The following is a 26,978-nucleotide window of genomic DNA, read 5'->3' as shown; positions in this document are numbered from 1 at the left end:
GCCCGGCGCGGCAGAAGCGACGACAGCTCGCACAGCTAATCTGAGTTGTGCGGCGGGGACGACAGCCCGCGGACTCACGGATCAATGGACGAGGACATCATGAGCAAGCGGACCATGGTGCTGCACAGTGCGCACCAGGACCAGTTCGACGTGCCGGACAGGGACCTCGTCTTCTATGACCGGCCCTACGACGCCGAGCAGCTGTCGCGCATCACCGATGTGCACCTGTGGTCTCCGCTGGACGGACCGATTGACCGTCTCCCGGAGATCATCTCGGCGATGACGAGCTTGAAAGCCCTCAGCATCGGCCCGGGGCGGGTCCTCCCCACCATCGTCACCGAACTGCGGCAGGGCGATCTCCCCGAGAGTCTGGAAGACCTCTCGGTGCACATCGGCGATCGGACGCTGGTGTGGCCGGATGTGGTGGTGCCGAACCTGAAGACCCTCTACGTCGGCGAACCCTTCCGCTTCAAGAACGAACACTTTCCCCGGCTCCGGGCCCTCTCCCTCTACCCGCAGAGATCTCTGAACAATGTGCGGCAGGCGCTCGAACTCCCGCTGGAGGAATTGAACCTGTTGAACGTGCCCACTGACGAGGAGATCTTCCGCCTCGTCGAACCGGTCGGGCTTCGCCGGCTCGGGTTGATCGGTGGACGCACGCTGACGAGCCTCACCGGGATCAGCGTGCTCTCCCAGTTGGAATCGTTGCGGCTGAAGAACCTCACTGCCCTGGGTGACATCTCCGAGCTGGCTGCCCTCCAGCGACTCGAGATCGTGAACATCCAGTACTGCAAGAAGATCGTCGGCATCGCCGCCGTCAACGACCTCCCTCGACTGCGCCGGCTCACCCTGGTCGGATGCGGTCACGTCGGCCTCGAGACGATCGAGGCGAAGATGTCGACACTGGAATGGGCCAACACGGGCGCGACCACGTGACCATCTGCCTGGAGAGATGGCTCGGTAGCCTGGCAGCATGACGGAACTCTTCCGACGTGCCACCGGATGCCTGGAGGAAGCCGGGTGGACGGGTGAGCCGCCGCTGTCCACGGAAGACGGAGTTCCCTCCGCGCTGCGAACGGCACCCGACACAGTGATCCGCTGGGTGTCCTCGTTCTCGCAGCTGTCGAACTCGGACGAGACGGTGTGGTTCTTGTCCCGCCACGACTACTCGACCGGCGCGGAGGATGCCTTCGCGTGGAACGAGTTCGAACAGCTGAGCATCCAGGCGGCGACAACGGATGACGAGGTGGTCGCGGTCTCCCGTTTCTGGAAGCGCCACCTACCCATCCTGCTTTCCGTTCGCAACGGATACGAGTACCTGGCAGTGCGCGACGACGGAGCAGTCGTCCACGGAACGGAGCCGGAGTTCGAAGAAGCGGTGGTCGTGTTCCCTCAATTCGAGGATCTACTGAGGTACATCATCGCGCGGCCGGCAGCACGGAACGACGTCGTCGAGAGACTCCTGTTCGACGGCATCAGCATGCCTGACACGACGCTAGGCCGCTAGCTCTCGACCTCCGGGTCCAAGGGCAGATCGTCCGCACGCCCCGCGGCCGCGGCACGCGCATAGCGCTGCGCGTACGCTTCACGTGCGGCGTCGGCGTGCTCCTCGTCGTCCCATTGGTCCGGCAACGGCTCGCCCTCACGGTGGGAGCGTGTCACGCGCGCGAGACCGAACGCGATGGACGTGTTCAGAAATGTGCACCGGGTGAAGCTCGTGCCCGCTGAGAAGGTGGCATCGACGAAAGTGCAGTCCGTGAAGGTGGCATCCGAGAAGTCAGCGCCACTGAGGTCGGCACCGTCGAAGATGCAGCGTTCGAATCGAGTGTTCGGCAACGATCTCACCGTGCGCAGGTTCGCGCCCGAGAAGTCGCACTCGGTGATCTGCGTGCCGATCGCCAGCCCCTTCAGCGACGCTGCCCGGAAACTGCATCGCACGAAGCTGCGGTCGAAACGGGGCTGCCCGGTCAACGACACAGAATCGAACAGGCAGTCGGAGAGCTCGGACTCGAAGAACATCAGGCGGCCTCGCGCACGGCGGAAATCAACGCGGGACAAGGTGACGAACCGGAACTGCAGACCTTCGCGCCCCGACTTCACGCCGCGCAGATCAAGCAGTCCCTCGTCCGTCGCCGGCCAGTCGGTATCGAACCGATGCGGACCCTTCAGGATGCGCGCCTGCTCCAGGATCTGCTCCTGCAGCGCAACCAGCCGATCAGGTGTCCACCGGCGTGACAGCTCGGCATCGCCAGGCGCTTTCACTCGCGCGTCCTCTCGGCAGCAGGCGTCTCCGCAGCGGGAACGGCCTGAGCGTCGACGGTGGCCTCGTCGTCGATGAGGAAGGCGATCTTCGCTCGCTCCGCGTCCGCGTCGAAGGCAGGGTCACGGGCAGCGATGCGACTCATGAGGTCGGCGATCGCCCGGTGGATCGTCTGCCGCAGGAAGGCTACGGGATCAGCCGCGACGCTGACGTCGTCGTTGCTGATCCGGATCTCTCCCGTGGCAGTGCATCGCGACAGGAACACCCGCGGTGTTCGCAACCCGGACGGCCCCGGCACGGGCGTGATCTCGCCGCCGACCGTCAGGAAGAGGTCGAGCTGATACGAGAATTCGACCGTGCGCAGGCGCTGCTTGATCCGCGCGACCTCCTCGATGAAGCCCGTCTGCGGCGAGGGGCCACCCCACACCGTGCGGAACGTGAGCCGGCCATTCGGTACGCCGTCGATTCCGGAGGGATCAGTCATCGTGCGGCCCCACCTGGATCGGGTCGGTGGCGCCGTCCGGCGTCACGACCTCATATTCGACGGTGCTCACCGTGGCAGTTTATCGATCGCGCTTCGAGGGCCGCGAGCGGTGTTGTCGCGTTCGGCTAGAAATCGAGAAAGCCTGCGACGACGTCGCGCACGATCCCGTCCGCGCCCGGTGTGCCGTAGAAGTACACCGAGCCGTATCCCCACAGATACTCCTCGATGAGGTCTTCGAGCTCGCCCTCCACAGGCCACCCGTCCTCATCGATCTGAAAGAGGAAGCGATGCCCGTCGGCGCGCACGGCATCAGCGAACGCAGGCTCGCTCTGGATCAAGACGGGTTCGTCATCGATCCGCACCAGAGCCGGTGTGGAGGCGGCGTCCGGTCGTTGGATCAGCGCTGTCGAACGCAGTCCCGGCCACCCCAGGTCGTCCCGTCCGCCACGCGGCGAGGGGTCATGGACGATCGCCCGCATCGCCATGTCCGGATAGACGACATCCTCGTCTTCGATGCCGAAGCCGGCACGCAGCACCACCGACACCTCGCGTCCGCCAGTCCACGAAGCGCAGCCCGCGGCGAGAGTCAGCAGATACCGATGCGTCTCCAGAAGCGGATGCGTCTCGATCGCCGATGGCGGAGCACCACCCAACCGCGCCCCATCCCCGCGATCCGGCAAGGCGGGGTACAAGAACGCAGGCATGCGCCCAGCCTATGGGCACGCCGACGGGGGTCACCGGACCCCCAGTCGGGACAACGCCCAGCTCGGCGCATCGAGCGTGGCCGCAACCCTTCGGAGGGGGTTCTTGGAGATGGTCGGCGTCCCCCGGACACGCGAGGTGGGGGTCTCTCAACGTATCTAGTTCTCGCTGGGCATGTCTGTAGGGCGAAGAGGGGACATCGCTGCGCCCAGGCAGGTTGATAGGTTGACCGCGAACGCCCTCGGCCGCGGGTCCCACTCCAACTTTTAGGAACTGAAAATGAAGAGAACTCTGGCGCCTCGTCGCGCCCGAATTGGAATGCTGGCGGCGCTTGCGGTTGCAATCGGCGCGCTGACCCCGTTCGTAGCGGAGCCGCCCGCCGCGCAAGCCGCGTATGGCGCGATGGTCCAGCCGGCCTCTGGGAAGATTCTTTCGCGCGTCGACGATGGATGCGGCAACCCACGGGATCACGAAGGCATCGACATCTCCAACAACGGGGGAACACCGATTATCGCTGCCTACGGTGGGACAGTCAGCGCTCGCACGTATAGCAGCGGGTATGGCAATTATGTGGTGATCTCCCACCCCGGTGGATATACGACCCTGTATGCGCACATGGTGTCGCCGGGATCGGTGAATCTTGGTCAGGCTGTAACCAAGGGACAGCAGATCGGCGTCGTGGGGAGCACCGGAAACTCAAGCGGACCTCACCTGCACTTCGAACTGCGCCGCGACGGCGCCAATATCGCAAACCAGGGGTACACGTGCAACACGAACGTCACCCGAGGCAACGCGATTCCCATGGACTTCCCCGGCCTCGGTGCGGGTGGCGGTGGAGGGTACGACATCAACTCAGACGGACACGATGACGTCTTAGGTGGAGACACCGACATGACCGCCTATTACGGAAACGGTGCCGGTGGCCTGACCGGCCAGACGCTCGGCAGCGGCTGGGGTACGACCACTGCGATCGTTCGCGGCGACTTCAACGGGGACGGCAACGGAGACATCGTTACCGTTCGAAACGACGGCAACCAATGGTTCTATCGAGGCAACGGGGCGAGTTCGTTCAACCCGACGCAAGTCGGCCATGGATGGGCCAACATGTCATTGATCACGGGCGGTGCGGACTTCAACAGTGACGGCCGCGCAGATATCGTCGCTCGAGCGGCTGACGGCAACCTCTACGCGTACCGGGGTAACGGCAGCGGGTCTTTCCCCGAACCCCTGAAGATCGGCAACAACTGGTCCGGTATCACCGCCGCCGTGGCGGGCTACTTCAACGGAGACGCGTATGGCGACATCATCGCTCGCAACAGTGCTGGCTTGCTGTTTCTCTATGCTGGCACCGGCTACGGCATCGGAGCGGGAACCCAGATCGGTAACGGCTGGAACGGGATGAGCGTGATCACCGGCGGAGGCGACTACAACACTGACGGCAAGGCCGACATCATCGCCCGAGACGCGAGTGGAAACCTCCTGCTCTACCCGGGCACCGGAAGTGGAGTCTCCAACCCGACGCAGATCGGTCATGGCTGGAACAATCAGCGACTGATCGGCTGATCAACGGCAGAAGACCCCCGCCCAGCCTGAAGGCTGGGCGGGGGTCCTCTCGGTTCAAAGCCCGAGGCGATCGTTGTGACCAGAGATCGCCGTGCAGAGCTGCGTCGTGTCGTCAGTGCACGTGTCCGTGTCCGTGTCCGATACAGCGAGCATCGCGCGCCACTGCCAAGGACGCGACGCAGATGCTGAACACTGACTCGCACCTATGGCCGAACGGGTGAACGAGGCGATCGCAGCCGTCGAGCTTCGTCGGACCGAGGCGCTCGAGGCCGCCCGTCATCTCGCTGCCTCGGACGCATCTCTCGTCGTCGTGTGAGACGTATGCGAGACGCCGCCGGCTCAGCCTTCGGGCGGGCATAGAAAAAGCCCCGGAGTTCCGCGTAATCCTGCGGTTCTCCGGGGCTTTGTGGTCGGGCTGACAGGATTTGAACCTGCGACCCCTTGACCCCCAGTCAAGTGCGCTACCAAGCTGCGCCACAGCCCGTTGTTCTGCACTCTCGCGCAGGCAACTCCCCTATCTTAGCCGCAACCCGAGCCCCTCCGCGAACCGAGCCGTTGCGGGTTGTCGGATGCCGCGCGTACCGTCGCGTGCATGGTGACGATCACGACCGAGGTAGCGACGACCGACCGCTGGGACGATGTGCAGCACGCTCTCACCGGCGGCGGCGACGGCGCGAGCTGCCAGTGCATCTGGCCCGTGCTGAGCAACAAGGACTGGAACACGACCACGACCCCGCAGCGCACCGAGATGTTCCGCGCCGAGATCGCCGGCGGGCCTCCGCCCGGGATCATCGCCTACGTCGACGGCGAGGCGGCCGGGTGGATCAGGATCGGGCCACGCACCCGTCAGGCTCGCATCCCGCGCACGCGCATCATCGCCGCGGCGACCACCGAACCGTTCGACGATGAGTCCGTCTGGGCAGTCACGTGCTTCGTCGTGCGGCGCGAGCACCGCGGCGTCGGGCTGAATCACGCACTCCTGGAAGCCGCTGTGGACTACGCCCGTGAATCCGGTGCTCGACTGATCGAGGGCTACCCGGTCGACACACGCGGCGAGAAGCAACGAGCCAACGATCTGTTCCACGGCACGCTCGGCACGTTCCTCGCGGCCGGCTTCACCGAGAAGACCGCACTCAAGCCGGGGCGCACCCTCGTCGCCCTCGACCTGACCCCATGATCGTGCCGCGCGCCCGAGCCACTAGCGTGAAGGCATGAGCGACGCGAGCCCGACCATCGACGATCCCGAACTCGGCACCTTCACCCGCGCCACTTCCGAGCTCACCGACGGCTCCGTGCTCACGCATGACTGGTTCGTCGGCACGGTCTCGGTCGAGGGCACGGAACTCGAGCTCATGCTCGAGGGAACAACTCCCGACGAGGTCACGCTGCTGCTCCCCCGCACGCGCGAGGTCGTCAAGCGGCTGCACACGCTGCGCCGGATCGCGACGGATGCCGTCGTCACGAACTTCACCACGGGCGAGCCCGACCCGCAGGACCTCGAGGGCGCCGCCTCCGATCTCGCACTTGAGGCGATCGAGGCCACCCCCGACGGCACGGTCATCCTCCACTTCACCGACAGCTGCGGCGAGCACTTCCCCGAGGGATACTGGCCGGCCGTGCACCTGGGCATCGACGATGCCGTCCAGCAGGTCACCGTCGAGTCCTGAGCCCGCGCATGCCTCATCCGACAGCGCGCCCGGCAATCGGCCGAGCCTACGATGGGGAGATGCAGCGCCGCGCCCCGTCCTCGCTCCTCGCCTGGACGTTCCTCCCCTACGTCGCGGTCTCCGTTCTCCACGTCATCCTGCTCGCCGTCGGAAGCCCGCTCGCCGGACCGACGAAGCTGCTACTGATGCCGATGCTCGCCGTCCCAGTCCTGGCCGCTGCCCGGTGGATCAAGCCGCCGATGACCCTGGCCCTGCTCCTCGCGGCGGTGCTCTTCTCCTGGCTCGGCGACGGCGTGGGCGCGTTCTTCCCCGCGGCACCGGAACTCCCCCTCATGCTGCTGTTCTTCGGCATCGCCCATGTGGCATACATCCTGCTCTTCGCTCGCCGGCTGAGCGCGCGACGGATGCCCTGGTGGGCCCTGATCTACGCGCTCTGGTGGGTGGCGATGATCGCCGTCCTCGGCCCGCACACCGGCGGCCTGCTGATCGCGGTCGCCGTCTACGGACTCGTCCTCGGCGGCACGGCGGCATTCTCGGCGCGGTGCCACCCGCTGATCGCGGTCGGTGGAGCGTTCTTCCTCGCCAGCGACACACTGCTCGCGTTCCGGCTCTTCCTCCCCGACGGGCTCCCGGCGTGGAGCAGCCCGGCCGTGATGCTCACCTACACGCTCGGCCAAGGCCTCATCATCGCGGGCGCGCTGGTCACGCTGCGAAAGCGGGCTTCCTGATGGATGCCGCACGCGTCGACAGCTGGCTCTGGGCGATCCGCGTCTACAAGACTCGATCGGCCGCGACCACCGCATGCCGCGCGGGGCATGTACGGGTGAACGGCGACAAGGTGAAGGCTGCACAGCAGATACGGGTGGGCGACGAACTGCGCATCCGCATCGCCGGATTCGACCGGATCCTCTTCGTGCGTCAGGTTCTCGTCAAGCGAGTCGGCGCTCCTGTGGCGGCGCTCGCCTACGAGGACAAGACGCCCGAACGGGAGCCCCAGGCGGCACTCGGTCTGCGTGACCGCGGGGCCGGGCGACCCACGAAGCGGGAGCGTCGGGACATCGACAAGCTGCGCGGGCGGAACCATGACCCAGAGGATTGATATGCCGTCATCCTCGCCTCGATCTTTCGAATATTTGTTCTAAAATCGGGGTATGGCTACTCGGACCGACATCGACCTCGAACTCGCGGAGCGACGCCGCGTGCTCGATGCCTGGGCCGAGATGCGACGGCTCATCGCCGCGCTCGAAGCGGAGGCCGCCGAGCTGCTGGTGGAGCAGATCGCTCTCCACGATGCCGAGGTGTCAGCGAGTCCGTTCCACCGCGACGCGATTCACCGCTCCATGATCGCGGAGTTCTCCGCCGCCGGTCATGTCTCCCGCGGGTCGATGGACTTCGCATTCGCCGACGCACAGGCACTTCACGACCACCTCCCCGCGGTCCGTGCAGCGTTCGCCGCGGGTTCCCTGAGCGCCGGCCATGTCCGCGAGATCGCCCGCGCGAGTGCGCTCGTGGCCGAAGCCATCCGCAACAAGAAGGTCGATGCCGGCGTCATGGCCCTGTTCGAGACGGCGGTCCTCGTCGTCGCCGAGCAAGACACGGCTGCCCGCACTCGCGCGCACGCGAGACAGGTCGCCAGCGCACTCATCGGCGAGAGCGTCGGGGAACGGCATCGGCGAGCGGCGAAGGAACGCTGCGTGACCGTGAAGTCGCTCGACGACGGCCTCGCCCTGCTCACGGCTATGCTCCCCGAGTGGATCGCGACGGCCATCTCCGACAGGCTGAGCCGGATGACACGGGAGGTCGTGCGAGCGCGGGAGGATCGTATCCCCGAGTTCCTGACCTGGTGGTCGGACGACGATATCGATGCTCTTCACCCCGAAGACTTCGCACTCGACGACCCAGCCTTCGACGCCTACGCCGAGACATGCGCCGACGGGAGAATCTTCGGCGCCGACGGCGACACGTTCGCGACCGACCCGGAGACCGAGCACATCCCTGCCGACACACGCACGTGGGCGCAGGTCCAGGCAGACCTCTTCACCGACCTCCTGCTCGCCGGCGCCCCATCCCTCGCGCACGGCGACGGCCTCGGTCGCATCCAGGGACGCGTCCAGGTCACGGTCGCCGCGACCACGCTCGCAGGCATGGACGACCGACCGGCCGAGCTCGACGGGCACGGCCCGTTGCACCCCGACGTCGCCCGCGCTCTTGCCGGATGGAACAGCGGATGGACCCGCCTGTTCCTCGACGCCGCCGGAATGCTCGTCGAGACCGATACGTACTCCCCGACCGAGGGCATGCGACGGTTCCTGCGTGCTCGTGACCAGCACTGCCGCTTCCCCGGCTGTCGCATGCCGGTGCACCGCTGCGAGATCGACCACCAGCACGACCATGCCAAGGGCGGGAAGACGCGCCTCGACAACCTCGGGCATCTCTGCCGCGCGCACCACACTCTCAAGCACCCCGACATCCCCGACCCGCATCGGTGGGCAGCACAGCAGGAACGAGACGGCAGCATCACCTGGCACAGCCCGCTCGGACGCGCCTACACCGATCCGCCACCCCGACGGGTCATGTTCGTCTGACGCCTGTTCGGTAGATGAACCCTGGCCCCCGGAGGGACGTCAGGCTCAGTGATCGATCAGATCGCGCAGCCATCCGGCCGATCGCACACGCTCGGCGCCGGCGTGCTCGACCCGTTCGCGCAGGCCACGGTCGCTGGTCACCGCGACCACGGTGTGCTTCGCGGCCACCAGACGCTCGACTTCGGTGACGATCGCATCATTGCCCGCGGCGTCGGCGCGGATGACGGAGACCACACTCGAATCGGAGTCGATGCCGCGAGCCTGCCCCTCGACCACCATCGACACCTCTGGGAACCACGCGGATCCCTCGAGTTCCAGGTCAGCGGCAGGCACGGTCAATCCCTCGAGGCGCGCACGCAGCCGCCGGGCCGCTCCCGCGCGGTCCTTCCACCACCCGTCCGGCACCGATCCGACGACGTTCGCCGCGTCGACGACGACCACCGGCCGTACCTCGAGCAGGGCGCGCAGCGCCGACCACGACGCACCGAAACCCGGATGCAGCGGCAGCTCGGCGACCTGCTCGACCGGCACCCACTCGAGCGCCACGCTCTCCGGATCGCTGATCACCGGGTCGAACGGCACGCGCACATCAGCGACGACCGTCGTGTATGACCAGATGTCCAGATCGAGGACGCTCGTGAAGCGAGGCCGCACGACGCCGTCCGGCACGCCCGCTTCCTCCTGCGCCTCGCGGATGGCGCCCACGATCGCACTCTCGCCCTCGTGCAGCGCACCGCCGGGCAATCCCCACGTGCCGCCGAAATGGCTCCACGCCACCCGGTGCTGCAGCAGGATGCCGCGAGCAGGGTCGTACGCCAGCAGACCGGCAGCGCCGAAGCGCCCCCAGTACCGCTCCCCCGACTCGGCGACCACCCACGCATCGCCCGGATCCCGCGGCCCCTCGGGGCGACGCGGTTCACCGGCAGCAGGAGGTACGACAGTCACCCCCTCAGCCTTTCACAGCATCGGGGCCTCGGCACCACGGCGCGACATGCGCCGGAACAGATCAGCGCTGGCGCTTCTCGCGCACGCGCATGTTGACGACGATCGGCGTGCCCTCGAACGAGTAGAGCTCGCGCAGACGCCGCTGGATGAACCGACGGTATCCCGGGTCGAGGAAACCGGTGGTGAACAGGACGAACGTCGGCGGGCGCGTCGACGCCTGCGTGCCGAACAGGATGCGCGGCTGCTTGCCACCACGAAGCGGGTGCGGGTGCTCGGCGACGAGCTCGGCGAGGAACGCGTTGAACTTGCCGGTCGGGATACGACGGTCCCAGTTCTCCAGCGCCGTCTCCAGCGCGGGAACCAGCTTGTCGAGGTGACGACCGGTCTTGGCCGAGATGTTCACGCGCGGGGCCCAGGCGACGTGCGCCAGGTCCTGCTCGATCTCGCGCTCCAGGTAACGACGGCGGTCGGCGTTCTCGAGGTCGTCGTCGTTCAGACGGTCCCACTTGTTGAACGCGAGCACGAGAGAGCGCCCCGACTCCAGCACCAGGTCGATGATGCGCACATCCTGCTCGCTGATCGACTCCGACACGTCGAGCACGACGACGGCCACTTCGGCCTTCTCGAGCGCGGCCGACGTACGCAGCGAGGCGTAGAAGTCCGCGCCCTGCGCCATGTGCACGCGACGACGGATGCCGGCAGTGTCGACCAGACGCCACATCTTGCCGCCGAGCTCGACGACCTCGTCCACCGGGTCGCGGGTGGTGCCGGCGAGGTCGTTCACGACCACGCGCTCTTCGCCGGCCGCCTTGTTCAGCAGCGACGACTTGCCCACGTTCGGGCGACCGAGAATGGCGACACGACGCGGTCCGCCGATCTCCTGCTTCGCGACGGCCGAGATCTCGGGAAGCTTCTTCAGCACGGCGTCCAGCAGGTCGGCGACGCCGCGGCCGTGGATGGCCGAGACGGGATGCGGCTCACCGAGACCGAGGCTCCACAGAGCCGCGACCTCCGGCTCCTGACGGGCGTCATCGATCTTGTTGGCGACGAGGAACACCGGCTTGCCGCTCTTGCGCAGCAGCTTGACGACGTGCTCGTCGGTCGAGGTGGCGCCGACCATCGCGTCGACCACGAACAGCACCATGTCGGCGAGGTCGATCGCGACCTCGGCCTGCATCGCGACGGAACGGTCGATGCCGCGCGCGTCGGGCTCCCACCCACCGGTGTCGACGAGGGAGAACCGCCGGTCCGCCCACTCGGCCTTGTACGTCACGCGGTCGCGGGTCACACCCGGGGTGTCCTCCACGACGGCCTCACGACGGCCGAGGATGCGGTTCACGAGCGCGGACTTGCCCACGTTCGGTCGACCGACGATCGCCACGACGGGAAGCGCCGGGCTGAACAGGATGCCGTCTTCGCCGAGCGTGATGCCGGCGAGCAGCGCCGCGTCCTCATCGTCCAGGTCGTAGTCGGCGAGCCCGGCGCGCAGGGTCTCCGCCCGCTGCTCGGCGAGCTGCTCGTCGATCTGTTCCATCTTCTCGGCGAGCTGGTCGGGGCCGCCTTCGTATTCTTCGTCAGCCACGGTGTGCTCCTTGGATTCGTTCGATCACCGTGAGGACGGCGTCGAGGGTCTGGGGGAAATCGAGTTCCGTCGAATCGACGACCTCGACGCCTTCTGCGGCGTTGAGGAAGTCGACGACGGCGCTGTCTGAGGCGTCGCGCTTGTGCAACGCCGCGGCGACAGCGGCCGCGTTCTCGCCGGCGAGTTCACCGGCACGTCGAGCGGCCCGTACTTCGGGGGCCGCGGTGAGGAGGATCCGCACGGGAGCGTCCGGTGCGACGACGGTCGTGATGTCGCGGCCTTCGACCACGACGGCCGGGTACGCCGACTCGGCGACGAGCGTGCGGAACAGCTCGTTCACCTGGGCCCGCACCGCGGGCACGCGTGCCACGCCGCTCACGGCACCGGAGACCCGCGGGTCCCGGATGGCTTCGGTGACATCGGCATCACCGACGCGCACGGTGCGGTCATCGGGGTCGAGCCCCAGTCGCACCGGGAAATCGGATGCCGCGGCGAGAACCTCGTCGGCATCGGAGGTGTCGGCGCCACGGTCCAGCACGTGCCAGGCGAGTGCGCGGTACGCGGAGCCCGTGTCGAGGTAGCCGAAACCGAGCGTGCGGGCGACGGCCTTCGACACGCTGGACTTGCCCGAACCGGCCGGGCCGTCGATGGCGATGAACTTGTGGGCGTCGGTCGCAGAAGCCGGTGCCGCAGACGGGGTGGTGGTGTCAGTCATTCGTGTTCCCCGCAATCCGCCAGCCGCGTTCCTGGAGCCCGGTGATCGCCCCGTGAAGTGCGGCAGGGTCGACGCTGATCTCGGCCAGGCCGAACTGCGCCCCGGGCGAATGCTCGAGTCGGAGATCCTCGACGTTCACGCCGAGTTCTCCGAGCTCGCCGAACAGGCGACCCAGTTGACCGGCGGTGTCGTCGATCATGACGACGAGCGACTCGAAGCGCTGGTTCTGTCCGTGCTTTCCGGGAAGACGGTCGACGCCGTCGTTGCCCTGACGGATCGTCTCCGCGACGATGCGCCGGGCACCGGGAGCACCCGGCTCACGCAGTGCGGCGGCGACATCGGCGAGATCGCCCGCGAGAGCGTCGAGGATCTCGACGACGGGACCGGCGTTGGCGCCGAGGATCTGCACCCAGAGCTCGGGAGCCGAGGCGGCGATGCGGGTGGTGTCGCGCACTCCCTGGCCGGCGAGGCGCAGAGCGCCCTCCTCGGCATCCGCGAGACGGCCGGCGAGCAGGCTCGCCACCACCTGCGGCACATGGGAGGTGAGCGCGACGGAGCGGTCGTGCTCCTCCGGCGTCATCTCGAGCGGCATGGCACCCACGTCGAGGGCGAGGGCTTCGACCAGGGCGAGATCGGCGGCCTTCGTGTCTTCGTCACGGCACACGACCCAGGGGCGACCGACGAAGAGGTCGGCGCGCGCCGAGATCGCTCCCCCGCGCTCGCGCCCGGCGAGCGGGTGGGAGCCGATGTAGCGGGTGAGGTCCACGCCCCGCGACTGCAGGGTGCGGAACGGCTCGAGCTTCACACTGGCGACGTCGGTGACGACGGCCTCCGGGAAGCGCTCCAGCTCGGCCTGGATAACGTCGGCGGTGACGTCGGGCGGCACGGCCACCACGATCAGCGCGGGCTCGTCATCGTCGGCGGCGAGGCGACCGGCACCGTAGTCGACCGCGAGGCGCAACTGCGCGGGCGAAGCATCCGTCAGGACGACGTCGATGCCCTTCGATCGGAGCGCATGTCCGACGCTCGACCCGAGCAGACCGGCACCGACGACGCGGACGGTACCGGAGAGCCGCGGCGCGACGGCGCCTGCCCTCCGCGCCGTGGGCGCACTCGTCGTATCGGTCATTCGTTCTCCTGCTCGCCTGGCGCCTCGGCGACACCGGAATCACGGCGCGACAGGGTGAGAAGCGCGCCAAGTTCGATTTTAGTCAGTTCCCGCGTCTTCCCGGCCGGGAGGGTTCCCAGGTGGAGCGGTCCGAACTGCCGACGCACCAGTTCGGTGACCGGGTGGCCGACCGCGGCGAGCATCCGGCGCACGATGCGGTTGCGTCCGGAGTGCAGCGTCAGCTCGACCAGGCTCGACCCGCGCGAGGTGTCCAGCAGACGTGCCTTGTCGGCCGCGATCAGACCGTCCTCGAGCTCAATGCCCTTCGTGAGCTTCGAGATCGTCTGGGCCAGCACCATGCCCTCGACCTTGGCGATGTACACCTTGGTCACGCCGAACGACGGGTGCGCCAGCACATGGGCGAGCTCGCCGTCGTTGGTCAGGATGAGCAGGCCGCTGGTCTCGGCGTCGAGGCGTCCGACGTTGTAGAGGCGCTCCTCGTAGTCCTCGGTGAAGCGACGGAGGTCGGGACGACCGCTCTCGTCCTTCATGCTGCTGACGACCCCGGTGGGTTTGTTGAGCATGACGTAGCGCTTGGAGACGTCCAGCTGCACGGCGCTGCCGTCGACGTCGACGAGGTCGTGCTCCGGGTCGATGCGTCGGCCGAGCTCGGAGACGACGACGCCGTTGACGCGGATGCGCCCCTCGGTGATGTACTGCTCGACGACGCGGCGCGAAGCCACCCCGGCGGCGGCGAGCACCTTCTGCAGACGAACGCCCTCGGGGGCGCCCTCGGAGTCGGTGGTGGCCTCGAAGCCGGTCATCGGATGGTCCCTTCGTCGAAACCGTCTGCACCGTCATCGAGCAGAGGGGAGATCGGGGGCAGCTCGTCCAGCGAGTTGATGCCCAGGTGCTGCAGAAGTGCGTCGGTGGTGCCGTAGTTGATCGCGCCGGTCTCGGAGTCGGCGAAGAGCTCGGTGATCAGACCGCGGGCGAGGAGGGTGCGCACGACGGAGTCGACGTTCACCGCACGGATGGAGGCGACCTGACTACGCGTCACCGGCTGCTTGTACGCGATGACGGCCAACGTCTCGAGCGCCGCCTGTGAAAGGCGCGCGGGAGCCTGTCCGCCGACGAACTCGGCGACCAGCGAATCGAGGTCCTCGCGCACATACAGACGCCAGCCACCACCGACCTCGCGGAGTTCGAACCCCCGGCGAGGGCCTTTGCCGTTGCCGTCGTAGTCGTCGACAAGCGTCTCGAGTGCCTGCCGCACGGCAGGCACCGGAGAGCCGACCGCGGCGGCCAGTGCCACCAGTCCGAGCGGCTCGTCGACGATGAGGAGGATGGCCTCGATGCGTTCGGACAGCGGGATCTCGGTCGCCTCGGTCGCCTCGTCGACGGTCTCGGTCATGTCATCGGTCATAGTCGGCCCCCAGGGTCGCAAGAGTCTCGTCCGACCAGGAGTCGGCGGCCCAGCGCAGCGTGAGCTCGCCGAGCGGTTCCAGTTGTTCGAAAGACAGGGCCGCGTGGCGGTACAGCTCCAGCACCGAGATGAAGCGCGCGACGACGATGCCGGGCTCGCTCACCCCCGAGACCAGCTCGCGGAAGCTCAACGACTCCGTGCCGCGCAGCAGTGTGACGACGATCGCCGCCTGCTCGCGGATGCTGACCAGCGGCGCGTGCAGATGATCGAGGCCGACGTGCGGGATCTCCTTGGGCGCGAAGGCCAGCAGCGCGAGTGCGGCGAAGTCGTCGGCGGTCAGCGACCACACGAGCTCGGGCGTCTGCTTGCGGTGCTTCTCGTCGAGGCGTGCCGCGCGGACGTGTCGGCGGTCCTCGCGCTGTAGGCACCGGGCGAACCACGCCGAGACCTCCTTGAAGGCGCGGTACTGCAGCAGACGGGCGAACAGCAGGTCACGTGCCTCCAGCAGCGCGACGGCCTCGGCATCCACCAGTTCGCCCTGCGGGAGGAGGCCGGCCACCTTCATGTCGAGCAGCGTCGCCGCGACGACGAGGAATTCGGACGCCTGGTCCAGCTCCTCATCGTTCTCGAGCTGACCGAGGTAGGCGATGAACTCGTTCGTGACCGCGCTCAGCGAGACCTCGGTGATGTCCATCTCGTGCTTCGAGATGAGGTTCAGGAGCAGATCGAACGGGCCGTCGAAGTTGGACAGCGAGACCCGGAAGCCGGGCTCGGCCGTATCGCTCGCGCTCTCTTCGAGCGTCGCGTCGACGGATCCCTCGCTAGGCGACAGCGCCACGGGCGACCAGCTCCCGCGCCAGCCGCAGGTATGCCTGAGCGGCCGCGTGCTCGGGGGCGAACTCGGTGATGGGCACACCCGACACCGAGGCATCGGGGAACTTCACGGTACGGCCGATCACGGTCTCCAGCACATCGTCTCCGAAGGCCTCGACCACGCGCTCGAGGACCTCGCGGGAGTGCAGGGTGCGCGGGTCGTACATCGTCGCCAGCAGACCGTCCATCGTGATGGAGGGGTTCAGTCGGTCGCGCACCTTGTCGATCGTCTCGATGAGCAGTGCCACACCGCGCAGGGCGAAGAACTCGCACTCGAGCGGGATGATCACGCCGTGTGCGGCCGTGAGGGCGTTGACCGTGAGGATGCCGAGCGAGGGCTGGCAGTCGATGAGGATGACGTCGTACTCCCCCGCGACCTGGCGCAGGACACGGGCGAGGATCGTCTCGCGGGCGACCTCGTTGACGAGGTGCACCTCAGCAGCCGACAGGTCGATGTTCGCGGGCATCACGTCGAGGCCCTCGACGCTGGAGTGCACGATCGCGTCGTGGGCGTCGCGCTTCGTGTCGAGCAGGAGGTCGTAGATCGTCGGTACGTCGTGCGTCGGGATGCCGAGACCGGCGGACAGCGCGCCCTGCGGGTCGAAGTCGACGGCGAGCACCTTCCGGCCGTACTCCGCGAGAGCTGCGGCCAGGTTGATGGACGTCGTCGTCTTGCCGACGCCGCCCTTCTGGTTGCACAGCGCGATGATGCGTGCAGGACCGTGGGACTTCAGCGGTTCCGGGATCGCGAACCCGTGATACGGACGGCCGGTGGGTCCCATGGGGGTCTCGTCGGCCTTCTGCGCCTTCGCCCTGGACTTCGCCACTTTCTCAGCCACCGATTCTCCTGCTCCTTCGTGCTTGGTCGATTGTACCGGTCGGCCCGTTCCTCAGCCGCCTCGGCACGCGGCACGGCGCCTCTCCCGTGTCGGCCGACCTCAACGCGCGCGCGGGTGCGAAGTGGCGTAGATGTCCCGCAGGGTGTCCACCGAGACGTGCGTGTAGATCTGCGTCGTGGCGACCGACGAGTGCCCGAGCAGCTCTTGCACCACGCGCACGTCGGCTCCGCCCTGCAGCAGATGCGTCGCGAAGGAGTGCCGCAGCGTGTGCGGCGACACCTCAGAGGTGATCTGCGCCTTCTCGGCGGCCGCCCGGATCACGAGCCAGGCGCTCTGCCGCGACAACGGTGCCCCGCGCGCACCGAGGAAGAGCCGGGCCGATGCGCGCCCCTTCGCCGCGAGCGCCGGGCGGACGCGCGTGAGGTAGGCATCGACCGCCGCGCGCGCGAACGAGCCGATCGGCACGATGCGCTCCTTCGAGCCCTTGCCCCGCAGCCGCAGCACATCACCGTGTGCCAGGTCGTCGACGTCGAGCCCGATCGCCTCGGACACGCGGGCCCCCGTCGCGTAGAGCAGTTCCAGCAGGGCACGGTCGCGCACGCCGATCGGATCCTCCGGCGACGGCGCACCGAGCAGCCGCTCGACCTGATCGATGGTCAGCGCCTTCGGGAGGCGACGCGGGGCTTTGGGGGGACGCAGCCGTCCGCTCGGGTCGTCGACCTCGATTCCTTCACGGGCGAGGAATCGATGCCAGCCGCGGACGGACGATTGCAGCCGTGCGAGGCTCGACGACGCCGGGGCCGGCTCTGCCGAGGCGCGTTCCGCGATGAAGCGGTCGATCACCGCCGCCGTGACCTCCGAGGTGTCGGTGATGCCTTCGGCCGCCAGCCACTCCGTGTAGCCCCCGAGATCGCGCCGGTAGGCGGCGATCGTGTGCTCGCTCAGGCCGCGCTCGATCGTGACGTGACGCAGGTACGCGTCGAGGGCGCGCTCGAGCAGCATCCCTCAGCCCCGATCGCGGAGCCTCTGCGCCGCGGCCAGCACGCCGATCGTGAGGATGCCGTTGTGCATGCGACCCTCGAGAACAGCATCCACGACGTCGGCCAGCGGCACCCACTCGACGCGGATGTCGGCTTCCTCGTCCTCCCGATCGTGCGCGCTCTCAGCCGAGGAGATGCCCGTCGCGAGGAAGATGTGGATCATCTCGTCGTTACCGCCGGGGGTGGTCCACGAGGAGACCAGCGGCTCCCAGTGGGCGGCCACCAGGTCGGCCTCCTCCGCGAGCTCGCGTCGGGCGGCCGCGAGCGGCTCCTCCCCCTCGACATCGAGCAGACCCGCGGGCAGCTCCCAATCCCGATGACGGATCGGATGCCGGTACTGCTGGATCAGCAGGACACGGCCATCGTCGTCGAGCGCGAGGATCGCCACGGCGCCCGTGTGGTCGACGTACTGCCGCACGATCTCGCCGTCGCCGTAGCGCACGCGGTCGGAGCGCACGTCCCAGACCCTGCCTTCGTAGACGAGGTCGCTCTGGAGCACCTCCGGCTCGAACGGCTCGTCCCGGAGGGGCTCGATCGACTCAGGCATCGGCCGTGACGTCATCGCTCACGTCGAACAGTTCGCTCGCACGGTGACGCTCGATCGCGGCGCCGACGAGCCCGCGGAACAGCGGGTGCGGCGCGGTCGGACGCGAGCGCAGTTCCGGGTGCGCCTGCGTGGCGATGTAGTACGGGTGCACGTCGCGCGGCAGCTCGACGTACTCGACCAGGTCGAGCTCGGGGTTGAGGCCCGAGAAGACCAGGCCGGCATCCGTCAGACGGTCGCGGTAGGCGTTGTTGACCTCGTAGCGGTGACGGTGCCGTTCGGAGGCCTCCGGCGCACCGTACAGCTCGCGGGCGAGCGATCCTTCGGCGAGAGCCGCCTGGTACAGGCCGAGGCGCATCGTGCCGCCGAGGTCGCCGCCATCGAGGATGTCGATCTGCTCCGCCATCGTGGCGATGACGGGCTCGGAGGTCTCCGGGTCGAACTCGCTCGACGAGGCGCCGACGATGCCGGCCACGTCACGCGCGTACTCGATGACCATGCACTGCAGGCCCAGGCACAGACCGAGCGTCGGGATGCCCTGCTCGCGGGCGAACTTGAGGGCGCCGAGCTTGCCCTCGATGCCGCGGATGCCGAAGCCGCCGGGCACGCAGATGCCATCGAGCTCGGCCAGCTGCTCCTGAGCGCCTTCCGGCGTCTCGCAGAGGTCCGAGGGGATCCAGCGGATGTTGACCTTGGTCTCCTGCGCGAAACCGCCGGCCTTGAGGGCCTCGGTCACCGAGAGGTAGGCATCGGGCAGGTCGATGTATTTGCCGACCAGGCCGATCGTGACCTCGTGCTTGGGGTTGTGCACGGCGTGCAGCACCTTGCTCCAGCGGGTCCAGTCGACCTCTTCCGCGGCCTTCTGGTCGAGGCCGAGGCGGCGCACGATGTACGAGTCGAGCCCCTGGTCGTTGAGCGTCGACGGGATGTCGTAGATGCTCGGCAGATCGACCGTGTTGATGACGCCTTCGACGTCGACGTCGCACATGAGCGCGATCTTGTTGCGGTTGCTCGCGCTCACGGGGCGGTCGCTGCGGAGCACGAGCGCGTCGGGCTGGATACCCACCTGACGGAGCGCCGCGACGGAGTGCTGCGTGGGCTTGGTCTTCTGCTCCCCCGACGCCCCCATGAACGGAACGAGCGACACGTGCACGAAGAACACGCTGTCGCGACCGAGCTCGTGACGCAGCTGGCGGGCGGATTCGAGGAACGGCTGCGACTCGATGTCGCCGACCGTGCCGCCGACCTCGGTGATGATCACGTCGGGGCGCGGGTCTTCGCTGGCCTGCAGGCGCATGCGGCGCTTGATCTCGTCGGTGATGTGCGGGATGACCTGCACGGTGTCGCCGAGGTACTCGCCGCGGCGCTCGCGCGCGATCACCTGCGAGTAGATCTGGCCGGTGGTGACGTTCGCGGCCTCGGACAGGTTGATGTCGAGGAAGCGCTCGTAGTGGCCGATGTCGAGGTCGGTCTCGGCACCGTCGTCCGTGACGAAGACCTCACCGTGCTGGAACGGGTTCATCGTGCCGGGATCGACGTTCAGATAAGGGTCGAGCTTCTGCATCACGACGCGCAGACCGCGGGCCGTGAGGAGGTTGCCGAGGCTGGCCGCCGTCAGTCCCTTGCCCAAAGACGAAACGACACCACCAGTCACGAAGATGTGCTTGGTCGTGTCGTTCTTGGGTGCCGCGGAAGAAGAGTTCATCACGGGCTTCGATCCTATCAGGCGGTGGGGACGCGGAGGCTGAGAAGTTCACGCGCGTGGGTCAATGCGGCGTCGGAATCGGTGAGTCCGGACAGCAGACGGGCCATCTCGGCCTCTCGGTCTTCGCCCTCGAGACGCCGTACGCTCGAGGCCGTGACCGCGCCATCATTGGCCTTCACGACCGACAGGTGATTGTTCGCGAACGCCGCGACCTGTGCGAGGTGCGTCACCGCGATGACTTGCGATTTCTCTGCGAGCCGGGCGAGTCGCCGGCCCACTTCGATGGCGGCAGCACCGCCGATGCCGGCGTCGACCTCGTCGAAGACGAACGTCGGGACCGGGTCGGTCGCCGCGATGACGACCTCGATGGCGAGCATCACTCGAGACAGCTCGCCGCCGGAGGCGCCCTTGGAAACGGAGCGGGGCTCAGCGCCCGGATGCGGGGCGAGGAGGATGGCGACGTCGTCTCGACCGTGGGTGCTCTCGGGACCCTCGGAGACGGCGACCTCGAGGCGCGCATCCGGCATCGCGAGGGCGTGCAGCTCGTCGGTCACGGCTTCGCCGAGGCGGACGGCGGCGTCGGTGCGCGTCGCGGTCAGCGCGGCGGCATGCGCATCGAGTTCGGCGCGCGCGGCGTCACGTTCGGCGATGAGTCGTTCGATGCGATCGCCGTCGTCGTCGAGTTCGGCCAGGCGGGCGGAACCCGTCTGCCACAGCGCGAGAGCCTCGTCGAGGGATCCGTGCGCACGGATCAGGGTCCCGAGCGCCGCGCGGCGCTCTTCGACGGCAGCGAGCTCGTGAGGGCCCGTCTCGTCGAGGTCGGCCAGGTACGCGGACAGAAGCCCGGCGGTGTCGGCGATCCGGTATCCGATGTCGGCGATGCTCTCGCCGATCTCGGTGAGCTTCGCATCGGCCGTGCGCTCGAGCAGACGGCGCGCCTCAGCGACGAGGGCCGATGCATCGGGTTCGCCGTCTTCGCTCGAGAGCGCGCCATGCGCGAGGGAGGCGGCGAGGCGCAGCTCTTCGGCGTTCGCAAGCCGCTCGGCACGTTCGGCGAGGTCCTGATCCTCCCCGGGTTCCGGTGCGGTCGCCTCGATCAGGGCGAGGGCTTCACGCAGTCGAGCTGCCTCTTCCGCACGGCGGTCGCGGTTCTCGGTGATCTCGGAGATCTCGGCATCGAGTGTCCGCCAGCGGGCGAAGGAGCCGGCGTACGTCTCGAGCGCCTTCGCGATCGGAGCACCGCCGAAGCGGTCGAGCGCATCACGCTGCGCAGCGGCGGATCGCAGACGCAGCTGCTCGGACTGTCCGTGGACCACGACGAGTTCCTCGGCCAGAGCCGAGAGCACACCTGCCGGTGCGGCGCGGCCGCCGACGCTCGCGCGGCTGCGGCCCTCGGCGCTCAGCGTGCGCGAGACGTACAGCTCGGCGTTGCCCGCCCCTGCGGGCTCCAACTCTCCCCCGGCATCCGCCACGATCTCGGCGACATCGCCCTTCTCGGGGACGATCCACACCCCAGCGACCGATGCCTGCGCAGCGCCGGCGCGCACCGCGCCGGAATCAGCGCGCTGGCCCAGCAGCAGCCCGAGCCCCGTGACCACCATCGTCTTGCCGGCACCGGTCTCACCGGTGATCGCCGTGAACCCAGGACCGAGCGGCAGCACGGCGTCGGCGATCACGCCGAGACCCTGCATCCGCATCTCTTCGATCATGACGGCGTCCCCGGAGTCTGGCCGCGCCATCCTTCGACGGGCAGCTGGAACTTGCGCACGAGACGGTCCGTGAACGCCGTGGGGTGCAGACGTGCGAGGCGCACCGGACGTGAGGACCGGCGGACGACGACACGCGCGCCGGGAGGCAGGTCGTGCGAGCGACGTCCGTCGCACCACAGGATGCCGGAACCGTCGGTGCGCTCGAGCATCTCGATGGCGACGGAGGCATCGGGGCTCACGACCAGGGGCTTGGCGAAGAGCGCGTGCGCCGACAGCGGCACCACGGCGATCGCCTCGACGCTGGGCCAGATGACCGGTCCCCCGGCGGAGAAGTTGTACGCGGTCGAGCCGGTCGGAGTGGAGATGACCATGCCGTCGCAGCCGAAGCTCGACAGCGGGCGGCCGTCGATCTCGAGGACCACCTCGATCATCCGCTCCCGGCTCGCCTTCTCGACCGTGGCCTCATTGAGGGCCCAGGTCTCGTAGACGACCGCCCCTGCGGCGTCTTTCACGCGCACGGAAAGCGCGAGTCGTTCCTCGACCTCGTAGTCACGATCGATCACGCGGCGGACGGCCTTGTCCATGTCGTCGCGATCGATCTCGGCGAGGAAACCGACGTGACCCATGTTGATGCCCAGCACGGGGGCACCGCTGTCACGGACCAGCTCGGCCGCGCGAAGGATGGTCCCGTCCCCACCCAGCACGATGGCCAGCTCGAGATCGGCCGGGTCGACGGACGTGCCGAGGACGTCGGCATCCGCGAAGAACTCGTCCACGGCCACGAGAGCCTCATGATCGTCGGCGGCCAGCACCGGCCGGGCTCCGGCTTCGCGAAGGGCTCCGATCACGCGGCGGGCGGCGTCGACCGTGTCGACTCGGCCGGCGTGGGCGACGACCAGGATGCTGCGCACGTTCATCGTCCTCCTGCCAGTCGGTTGATGCTGTCCAACCATTCTGTCGGATTGCTGCCCCGACCCGGCGCGAGGTGCACCAGATACTCGGCATTCCCGTGCGTTCCGAGGATCGGGGAGGGCAGGATGCCGAGCATCCCGAACCCGAGGTCCCAGGCGGTCCACACGGTGCGGGCGACGGCGTCCGCGCGAGTGGCGGGATCGGTGACGAGACCTCCGCGCACTGCGGTGCGTCCGACCTCGAACTGCGGCTTCACGAGCAGCAGGACGTCGGATCCCGGCTCGGCGATGACCGCCACCGCGGGCAACACGAGCTCGAGCGAGATGAACGAGAGGTCGCCGACCACGAGGTCGGGCGCCTCGCCCTCCCCGGTCGCCTCTGCGAGGTTCTCACGCGTCATGTGACGGACGTTGTAGCCCTCGACAGCGACGACGCCGGAGTCGGCCGCGATCGACGCGGCGAGCTGTCCGTGTCCGACGTCGACCGCCAGCACTTTTCGTGCGCCGCGCTCACGGAGCACCTGCGTGAATCCGCCGGTGGACGCCCCCATGTCCAGCGCGAGTCGCCCCTCGACAGGGATGGCGAATCCGTCGAGCCCGGCGATGAGCTTGTGGGCCGCGCGGCCCACGTAGTGGTCGGCGCCCGCGATCGTGATCTGCGCCTCGTCGCCGACAGCGGTCGAGGCCTTCACCGCCTGGCGGCCATCGATGCTCACGAGCCCGTCGGCGATGAGTGTGGCGGCATGGCTGCGCGAACGGGCGAGTCCTCGGGCGGCGAGGGCGGCATCGAGTCGCGTCATCGGGATCCCGGAGTCTCCCGTTGGTCGAGCTTCGCGCCGCTCTCGAGGCGTCGGGAGAGCTCGTCGTGCAGGCTCGCGTACGCATCGGCTCTCGCCGGAAGGGGCTGCCCCTCGATCAGACGCAGACGGCTCCACAGGCCGTCGGTCGGCGCACTCGTCGTCTCTTCGCTCACGGTTCCACTGTACGCGGCGCCTCCGACGGCGGCCGGAGCGACGCGAGCTGCCTCAGGGCCGGTGGAAGGGGTCGTCGTAGAGGCGCTCGGGAACGCGCAGCACGAACACGGGTGTCCCCGATGCCCAGATCGCGGCCGCGCCGGCGCGCAGCAGGTCGATCTGCGATCCGGAATCCGCCACGATCTCGACGTCCGCCCCCACGACCCGCACGGCGGCGCCGTTCACGTCGAACACGCCGTCCCGTTCCGTGACCTCCGGATACGGAACATGCAGCTCACGCAGGTCGCCGAGGATGTAGGTCGGGCGCGAGCCCTCGGGAGCCGCCAGCACATGCTTGGGACGGTCGATTCCGGTGAGGACGAGCACCGAGTCGATCCCGACCCGGCTCGCGCCCATGATGTCGGTGTCGAGTCGGTCGCCGATGAACAGCGCCTTCTGCGCGCCGAACCGGGCGAGCGCCTCTTCGAAGATCGGGGCTTCGGGCTTGCCGGCGACGGTCGCCAACCGACCGATGGCCGTGTGCACCGCGGAGACGAGAGTGCCGTTACCCGGTGCGACACCGCGCTCGCGCGGGATCGTCCAGTCCGTATTCGTGGCGATCCACGGGATCCCGCCCTCGTCTTCGGGAAGCTTGAGGGCGAATGCGGCCTCGGCGAGGTCGGTCCACGCCACCTCAGGGGCGAACCCCTGAACGACGGCGCTCGGCGAATCCTCGGCGCTGCGCGTGACGGTGTATCCGGCCTTCTGCACCTCGTCGACGAGACCATCGCCACCGACGACCAGGATCGTCGCCGGCGCGGGCACGATCTGCGCCATCAGACGCATGGCCGCCTGCGGGCTCGTGACCACGTCTGCCGCATCGACGCGGAGCCCCAGGCTGCTGAGGTGCTCCGCGACGGATGCATCGGTGCGAGCCGCGTTGTTGGTGATGTAGCCGAGTCGCGCGGACTTCGCGGCCTCATTGAGACTGTCGACCGCGTGCGGCAGCGCACCGGGGCCCGCGTAGACCACGCCATCGAGGTCGGCGAGGATCGTGTCGACGCCGTCGAGCGGCGTGCGCAAGGCGCGCTTACGCGAGAACAGCGCCACTACGCCTCCGGATCCGCGTCGTCGGCCTCGTCCTCACCGAGGAGTTCGCGAACCTCGTCCTCGACCGTGGGCTCTTCCGCATCAGTCTCGTCAGCAGCGGGCGCTTCAGACACAGGCACTTCAGACGCTTCCTCGTCCGCTTCGTCTTCCGACTCGTCGGCGTCTGCATCGGGCTCGACGGCGTCGGCCTCGTCGGCCTCGTCGGCGTCGTCGGCGTCGTCGGCGTCGTCGGCCTCATCGACCGGTTCGGCGACGTCGTCGTCGAGGAACTCGCCCTCGATCATGCTGTCCTCGATGAAGATCTCCTCGTCACCGGCCTCGTCGATACCGAGTGCCTCGGCGGCGACCTCCGCACGATGTGCCCAGAACTCGGCTTCGTCGGTGCGTCCGAGGTCTTCGAGCACAGCAGCGCGAGCGGCGAACAGTGCAGGGCTCCACTCGAATGCCCGATCCGGGTCGAGTTCGGGAATCTCGAGCTCGCCGAGCGCGAGTTCCAGGTCACCCTGGTCCAGACGAGCGCCCGACATCGCGATCGCCAGTGCGACGCGTACAGGGGTCTCGAGGGCGGTGCGGTCGACGGCGCGGCCGGTCTCGAGCGCGCGATCGGAACGTCCGATGCCACGCTCGCTATCGACCATCAGCGCGATCTGATCGTCCTTGCCCGAGATGCGTCGGTACGTACGGAGCTCGCGGAGCGCGAGGGCGAAGTCACCCGTCGCGTAAGCAGTGATGCCGAGCGTCTCGCGGACGATCGCGATACGACCTGCGCGTCGAGAAGCGGCCAGCGCGTGCTCGTGCGCGAGCGCGGGGTCCTCGTCGATGAGCTTCGAAGCCATCGCCAGGTGGCGCGCGACGTGCTCGGCGTTCTCCTTGCTCAGAGTCTTGAGCTCGTTACGAGCTCCACCGTTGAGGTCGCGCGCGGTGACCTCGTCGGGAATCTGCGGCTCGTCGAACCGCGGACGCTCATTCGTCGCCTGAGCCGGACGCTCCCGACCGGCGCCTCCGCGCTGCGGGAACGAGCGGGACTTGTCGCGATCGCCACCGTCACGGCGGGGCGCGGAATCGCGGTTGTATCCGCCGCCCTCACGGCGCGGAGCTGCACCGTCACGGTTGTAGCCACCACCCTCACGGCGTGGAGCTCCACCATCACGGTTGTAGCCACCCTCGCGACGGGGAGCTGCACCATCACGGTTGTAGCCACCACCTTCACGACGGGGAGCTCCGCCATCACGGTTGTACCCACCACCCTCACGACGGGGAGCTGCACCACCATCACGGTTGTACCCACCCTCACGACGGGGAGCTGCACCGTCACGGTTGTACCCACCACCTTCACGACGCTGGGCTCCACCATCACGGTTGTACCCACCCTCACGACGGGGAGCTGCACCACCATCACGGTTGTAGCCACCACCCTCGCGACGCGGAGCTGCACCGTCACGGTTGTAGCCACCACCCTCGCGGCGCGGGGCTCCACCATCACGGTTGTAGCCACCCTCGCGACGGGGAGCTGCACCATCACGGTTGTAGCCACCGCCTTCACGACGGGGAGCTCCGCCATCACGGTTGTACCCACCACCCTCACGACGCTGGGCTCCACCATCACGGCTGTAGCCACCACCTTCACGGCGCGGGGCTGCACCACCATCACGGTTGTACCCACCACCCTCACGACGGGGAGCTGCACCACCATCACGGTTGTAGCCACCACCCTCACGGCGCGGGGCTGCACCGTCACGGTTGTAGCCGCCACCCTCGCGACGCGGGGCTGCACCGTCACGGTTATAACCACCGCCTTCACGACGAGGGGCTGCACCATCGCGGTTATAACCACCGCCTTCACGACGAGGGGCTGCACCATCGCGGTTATAGCCACCCTCGCGGCGGGGAGCTGCACCATCACGGTTGTAGCCACCACCCTCACGACGGGGAGCAGCACCATCACGGTTATAGCCGCCACCCTCGCGACGCGGGGCACCACCATCACGGCTGTTTCCGGGGCGTCCGCCAGAAGCGCGATTACCGCGCGATCCGCTGTCGTCGTTGCGACGCGGACGGCGCTCTTCCTCTTCTGGCATGATGCTCCCTGTTCTTTTCGTGTAAACGCAAAATGGCCACCCAACGATGGGCGGCCATTTTGTCTAAAAGGAGTCCGGCGGTGTCCTACTCTCCCACAGGGTCCCCCCTGCAGTACCATCGGCGCTGTGAGGCTTAGCTTCCGGGTTCGGAATGTAACCGGGCGTTTCCCTCACGCTAT

The 26,978-nt window shown here is 68.1% G+C and carries 29 protein-coding genes, 1 tRNA gene and 1 rRNA gene; 8 read left to right on the top strand and 23 right to left on the bottom strand.

The features are described from left to right. Positions 1–99 precede the first annotated feature (99 nt). Positions 100–936 (top strand): leucine-rich repeat domain-containing protein, encoded by an 837-nt coding sequence (locus HCX50_RS05625; RefSeq protein ID WP_167633286.1) that lies wholly within the window; start codon positions 100–102, stop codon positions 934–936. Between the two features lie 37 nt (positions 937–973). Continuing rightward, positions 974–1,507, top strand: coding sequence for a hypothetical protein (locus tag HCX50_RS05620; RefSeq protein WP_167633285.1), 534 nt, complete (start codon positions 974–976; stop codon positions 1,505–1,507). On the opposite strand, the gene HCX50_RS05615 is transcribed toward HCX50_RS05620, so the two are convergent. From HCX50_RS05615 to HCX50_RS05605, 3 genes are all read right to left on the bottom strand, one after another. Further along, positions 1,504–2,262 carry a pentapeptide repeat-containing protein gene (locus HCX50_RS05615; protein ID WP_167633284.1) on the bottom strand — a complete coding sequence of 253 codons (759 nt, stop codon included), beginning with the start codon at positions 2,260–2,262 and terminating at the stop codon, positions 1,504–1,506. The genes HCX50_RS05620 and HCX50_RS05615 overlap by 4 nt on opposite strands. Continuing rightward, positions 2,259–2,744, bottom strand: coding sequence for a hypothetical protein (locus HCX50_RS05610; RefSeq protein WP_205828835.1), 486 nt, complete (start codon positions 2,742–2,744; stop codon positions 2,259–2,261). The genes HCX50_RS05615 and HCX50_RS05610 overlap by 4 nt, the downstream gene beginning before the upstream one ends. Positions 2,745–2,869: 125 nt before the next feature. Further along, positions 2,870–3,448: a hypothetical protein gene (locus HCX50_RS05605; RefSeq protein WP_167633283.1), complete on the bottom strand. Its 579-nt coding sequence runs from the start codon at positions 3,446–3,448 to the stop codon at positions 2,870–2,872. A 277-nt stretch (positions 3,449–3,725) separates the two neighbouring features. Between HCX50_RS05605 and HCX50_RS05600 the strand changes: the two genes are divergently transcribed. Continuing rightward, positions 3,726–5,009, top strand: coding sequence for a VCBS repeat domain-containing M23 family metallopeptidase (locus HCX50_RS05600; RefSeq protein WP_167633282.1), 1,284 nt, complete (start codon positions 3,726–3,728; stop codon positions 5,007–5,009). 407 nt (positions 5,010–5,416) lie between these two features. On the opposite strand, the gene HCX50_RS05595 is transcribed toward HCX50_RS05600, so the two are convergent. After that, a tRNA-Pro gene (locus HCX50_RS05595) sits at positions 5,417–5,493 on the bottom strand. 108 nt (positions 5,494–5,601) lie between these two features. On the opposite strand from HCX50_RS05595, the gene HCX50_RS05590 reads away from it, so the two are divergent. The 5 genes from HCX50_RS05590 to HCX50_RS05570 are packed head-to-tail and all read left to right on the top strand — an operon-like array spanning position 5,602 to position 9,261. After that, positions 5,602–6,186, top strand: coding sequence for a GNAT family N-acetyltransferase (locus tag HCX50_RS05590; RefSeq protein ID WP_167633281.1), 585 nt, complete (start codon positions 5,602–5,604; stop codon positions 6,184–6,186). Positions 6,187–6,220: 34 nt separating this feature from the next. Further along, a complete protein-coding gene (locus tag HCX50_RS05585) occupies positions 6,221–6,676 on the top strand; it encodes a hypothetical protein (RefSeq protein WP_167633280.1) in 456 nt (151 codons plus the stop codon). Between the two features lie 59 nt (positions 6,677–6,735). Then, positions 6,736–7,404, top strand: coding sequence for a lysoplasmalogenase family protein (locus HCX50_RS05580; RefSeq protein WP_167633279.1), 669 nt, complete (start codon positions 6,736–6,738; stop codon positions 7,402–7,404). Next, on the top strand, positions 7,404–7,775 hold the full coding sequence (locus tag HCX50_RS05575) for an RNA-binding S4 domain-containing protein (protein ID WP_205828834.1): 372 nt from the start codon (positions 7,404–7,406) through the stop codon (positions 7,773–7,775). The genes HCX50_RS05580 and HCX50_RS05575 overlap by 1 nt, the downstream gene beginning before the upstream one ends. Before the next feature lie 52 nt (positions 7,776–7,827). Then, a complete protein-coding gene (locus HCX50_RS05570) occupies positions 7,828–9,261 on the top strand; it encodes an HNH endonuclease signature motif containing protein (RefSeq protein ID WP_167633278.1) in 1,434 nt (477 codons plus the stop codon). 45 nt (positions 9,262–9,306) lie between these two features. On the opposite strand, the gene HCX50_RS05565 is transcribed toward HCX50_RS05570, so the two are convergent. The 19 genes from HCX50_RS05565 to rrf form a co-directional block, all read right to left on the bottom strand. After that, positions 9,307–10,206 (bottom strand): NUDIX domain-containing protein, encoded by a 900-nt coding sequence (locus HCX50_RS05565; protein WP_167633277.1) that lies wholly within the window; start codon positions 10,204–10,206, stop codon positions 9,307–9,309. 61 nt (positions 10,207–10,267) lie between these two features. Next, on the bottom strand, positions 10,268–11,740 hold the full coding sequence (gene der / locus HCX50_RS05560; RefSeq protein ID WP_205828847.1) for a ribosome biogenesis GTPase Der: 1,473 nt from the start codon (positions 11,738–11,740) through the stop codon (positions 10,268–10,270). Positions 11,741–11,780: 40 nt separating this feature from the next. Continuing rightward, entirely contained in the window at positions 11,781–12,503 is a 723-nt protein-coding gene (gene cmk, locus HCX50_RS05555) for a (d)CMP kinase (RefSeq protein WP_167633276.1), read from the bottom strand. Next, a complete protein-coding gene (locus HCX50_RS05550; RefSeq protein ID WP_091037535.1) occupies positions 12,496–13,632 on the bottom strand; it encodes a prephenate dehydrogenase in 1,137 nt (378 codons plus the stop codon). The genes cmk and HCX50_RS05550 overlap by 8 nt, the downstream gene beginning before the upstream one ends. Next, positions 13,629–14,435, bottom strand: a complete 807-nt coding sequence (locus HCX50_RS05545) for a pseudouridine synthase (protein ID WP_167633275.1) — start codon at positions 14,433–14,435, stop codon at positions 13,629–13,631. Before HCX50_RS05545 ends, HCX50_RS05550 begins: the two co-directional genes overlap by 4 nt. After that, positions 14,432–15,037 carry an SMC-Scp complex subunit ScpB gene (scpB, locus tag HCX50_RS05540; protein WP_167633274.1) on the bottom strand — a complete coding sequence of 202 codons (606 nt, stop codon included), beginning with the start codon at positions 15,035–15,037 and terminating at the stop codon, positions 14,432–14,434. Before scpB ends, HCX50_RS05545 begins: the two co-directional genes overlap by 4 nt. Continuing rightward, positions 15,027–15,869, bottom strand: a complete 843-nt coding sequence (locus HCX50_RS05535) for a segregation and condensation protein A (RefSeq protein WP_205828846.1) — start codon at positions 15,867–15,869, stop codon at positions 15,027–15,029. Before HCX50_RS05535 ends, scpB begins: the two co-directional genes overlap by 11 nt. Beyond that, entirely contained in the window at positions 15,859–16,692 is an 834-nt protein-coding gene (locus tag HCX50_RS05530) for a ParA family protein (protein ID WP_167381670.1), read from the bottom strand. Before HCX50_RS05530 ends, HCX50_RS05535 begins: the two co-directional genes overlap by 11 nt. 156 nt (positions 16,693–16,848) lie before the next feature. Then, positions 16,849–17,751, bottom strand: coding sequence for a site-specific tyrosine recombinase XerD (gene xerD, locus HCX50_RS05525; RefSeq protein ID WP_167633272.1), 903 nt, complete (start codon positions 17,749–17,751; stop codon positions 16,849–16,851). A 3-nt stretch (positions 17,752–17,754) separates the two neighbouring features. Next, positions 17,755–18,336, bottom strand: coding sequence for an NUDIX domain-containing protein (locus tag HCX50_RS05520; RefSeq protein WP_167633271.1), 582 nt, complete (start codon positions 18,334–18,336; stop codon positions 17,755–17,757). Then, the gene (locus tag HCX50_RS05515) at positions 18,329–20,038 is read right to left on the bottom strand and encodes a CTP synthase (protein ID WP_091037554.1); all 1,710 of its coding nucleotides are present in this window, start codon (positions 20,036–20,038) and stop codon (positions 18,329–18,331) included. Before HCX50_RS05515 ends, HCX50_RS05520 begins: the two co-directional genes overlap by 8 nt. Positions 20,039–20,055: 17 nt before the next feature. Further along, a complete protein-coding gene (gene recN, locus HCX50_RS05510) occupies positions 20,056–21,747 on the bottom strand; it encodes a DNA repair protein RecN (RefSeq protein WP_167633270.1) in 1,692 nt (563 codons plus the stop codon). Then, entirely contained in the window at positions 21,744–22,664 is a 921-nt protein-coding gene (locus HCX50_RS05505; RefSeq protein ID WP_167633269.1) for an NAD kinase, read from the bottom strand. Before HCX50_RS05505 ends, recN begins: the two co-directional genes overlap by 4 nt. Beyond that, entirely contained in the window at positions 22,661–23,458 is a 798-nt protein-coding gene (locus HCX50_RS05500; protein ID WP_167633268.1) for a TlyA family RNA methyltransferase, read from the bottom strand. Before HCX50_RS05500 ends, HCX50_RS05505 begins: the two co-directional genes overlap by 4 nt. After that, positions 23,455–23,631, bottom strand: a complete 177-nt coding sequence (locus tag HCX50_RS05495) for a hypothetical protein (protein WP_167381665.1) — start codon at positions 23,629–23,631, stop codon at positions 23,455–23,457. The genes HCX50_RS05500 and HCX50_RS05495 overlap by 4 nt, the downstream gene beginning before the upstream one ends. A gap of 52 nt (positions 23,632–23,683) precedes the next feature. Continuing rightward, complete coding sequence (locus HCX50_RS05490; protein ID WP_167633267.1) at positions 23,684–24,721, bottom strand: HAD-IIA family hydrolase; 1,038 nt, start codon at positions 24,719–24,721, stop codon at positions 23,684–23,686. Further along, positions 24,721–25,557 (bottom strand): hypothetical protein, encoded by an 837-nt coding sequence (locus tag HCX50_RS05485; RefSeq protein WP_167633266.1) that lies wholly within the window; start codon positions 25,555–25,557, stop codon positions 24,721–24,723. Before HCX50_RS05485 ends, HCX50_RS05490 begins: the two co-directional genes overlap by 1 nt. A gap of 38 nt (positions 25,558–25,595) precedes the next feature. Beyond that, positions 25,596–26,705, bottom strand: a complete 1,110-nt coding sequence (locus HCX50_RS05480; RefSeq protein WP_167633265.1) for a hypothetical protein — start codon at positions 26,703–26,705, stop codon at positions 25,596–25,598. Positions 26,706–26,871: 166 nt separating this feature from the next. Beyond that, positions 26,872–26,978, bottom strand: a 5S ribosomal RNA gene (rrf, locus tag HCX50_RS05475); the annotation flags it as partial.

The sequence above is a fragment of the Microbacterium sp. B19(2022) genome, assembly GCF_012030385.1.
In the GTDB taxonomy this organism is placed as follows: Bacteria; Actinomycetota; Actinomycetes; order Actinomycetales; family Microbacteriaceae; genus Microbacterium; species Microbacterium oxydans_B.
The sequence above is the reverse complement of the archived record's forward strand: the minus strand, read 5'-3'. Positions and strand labels throughout refer to the sequence as shown.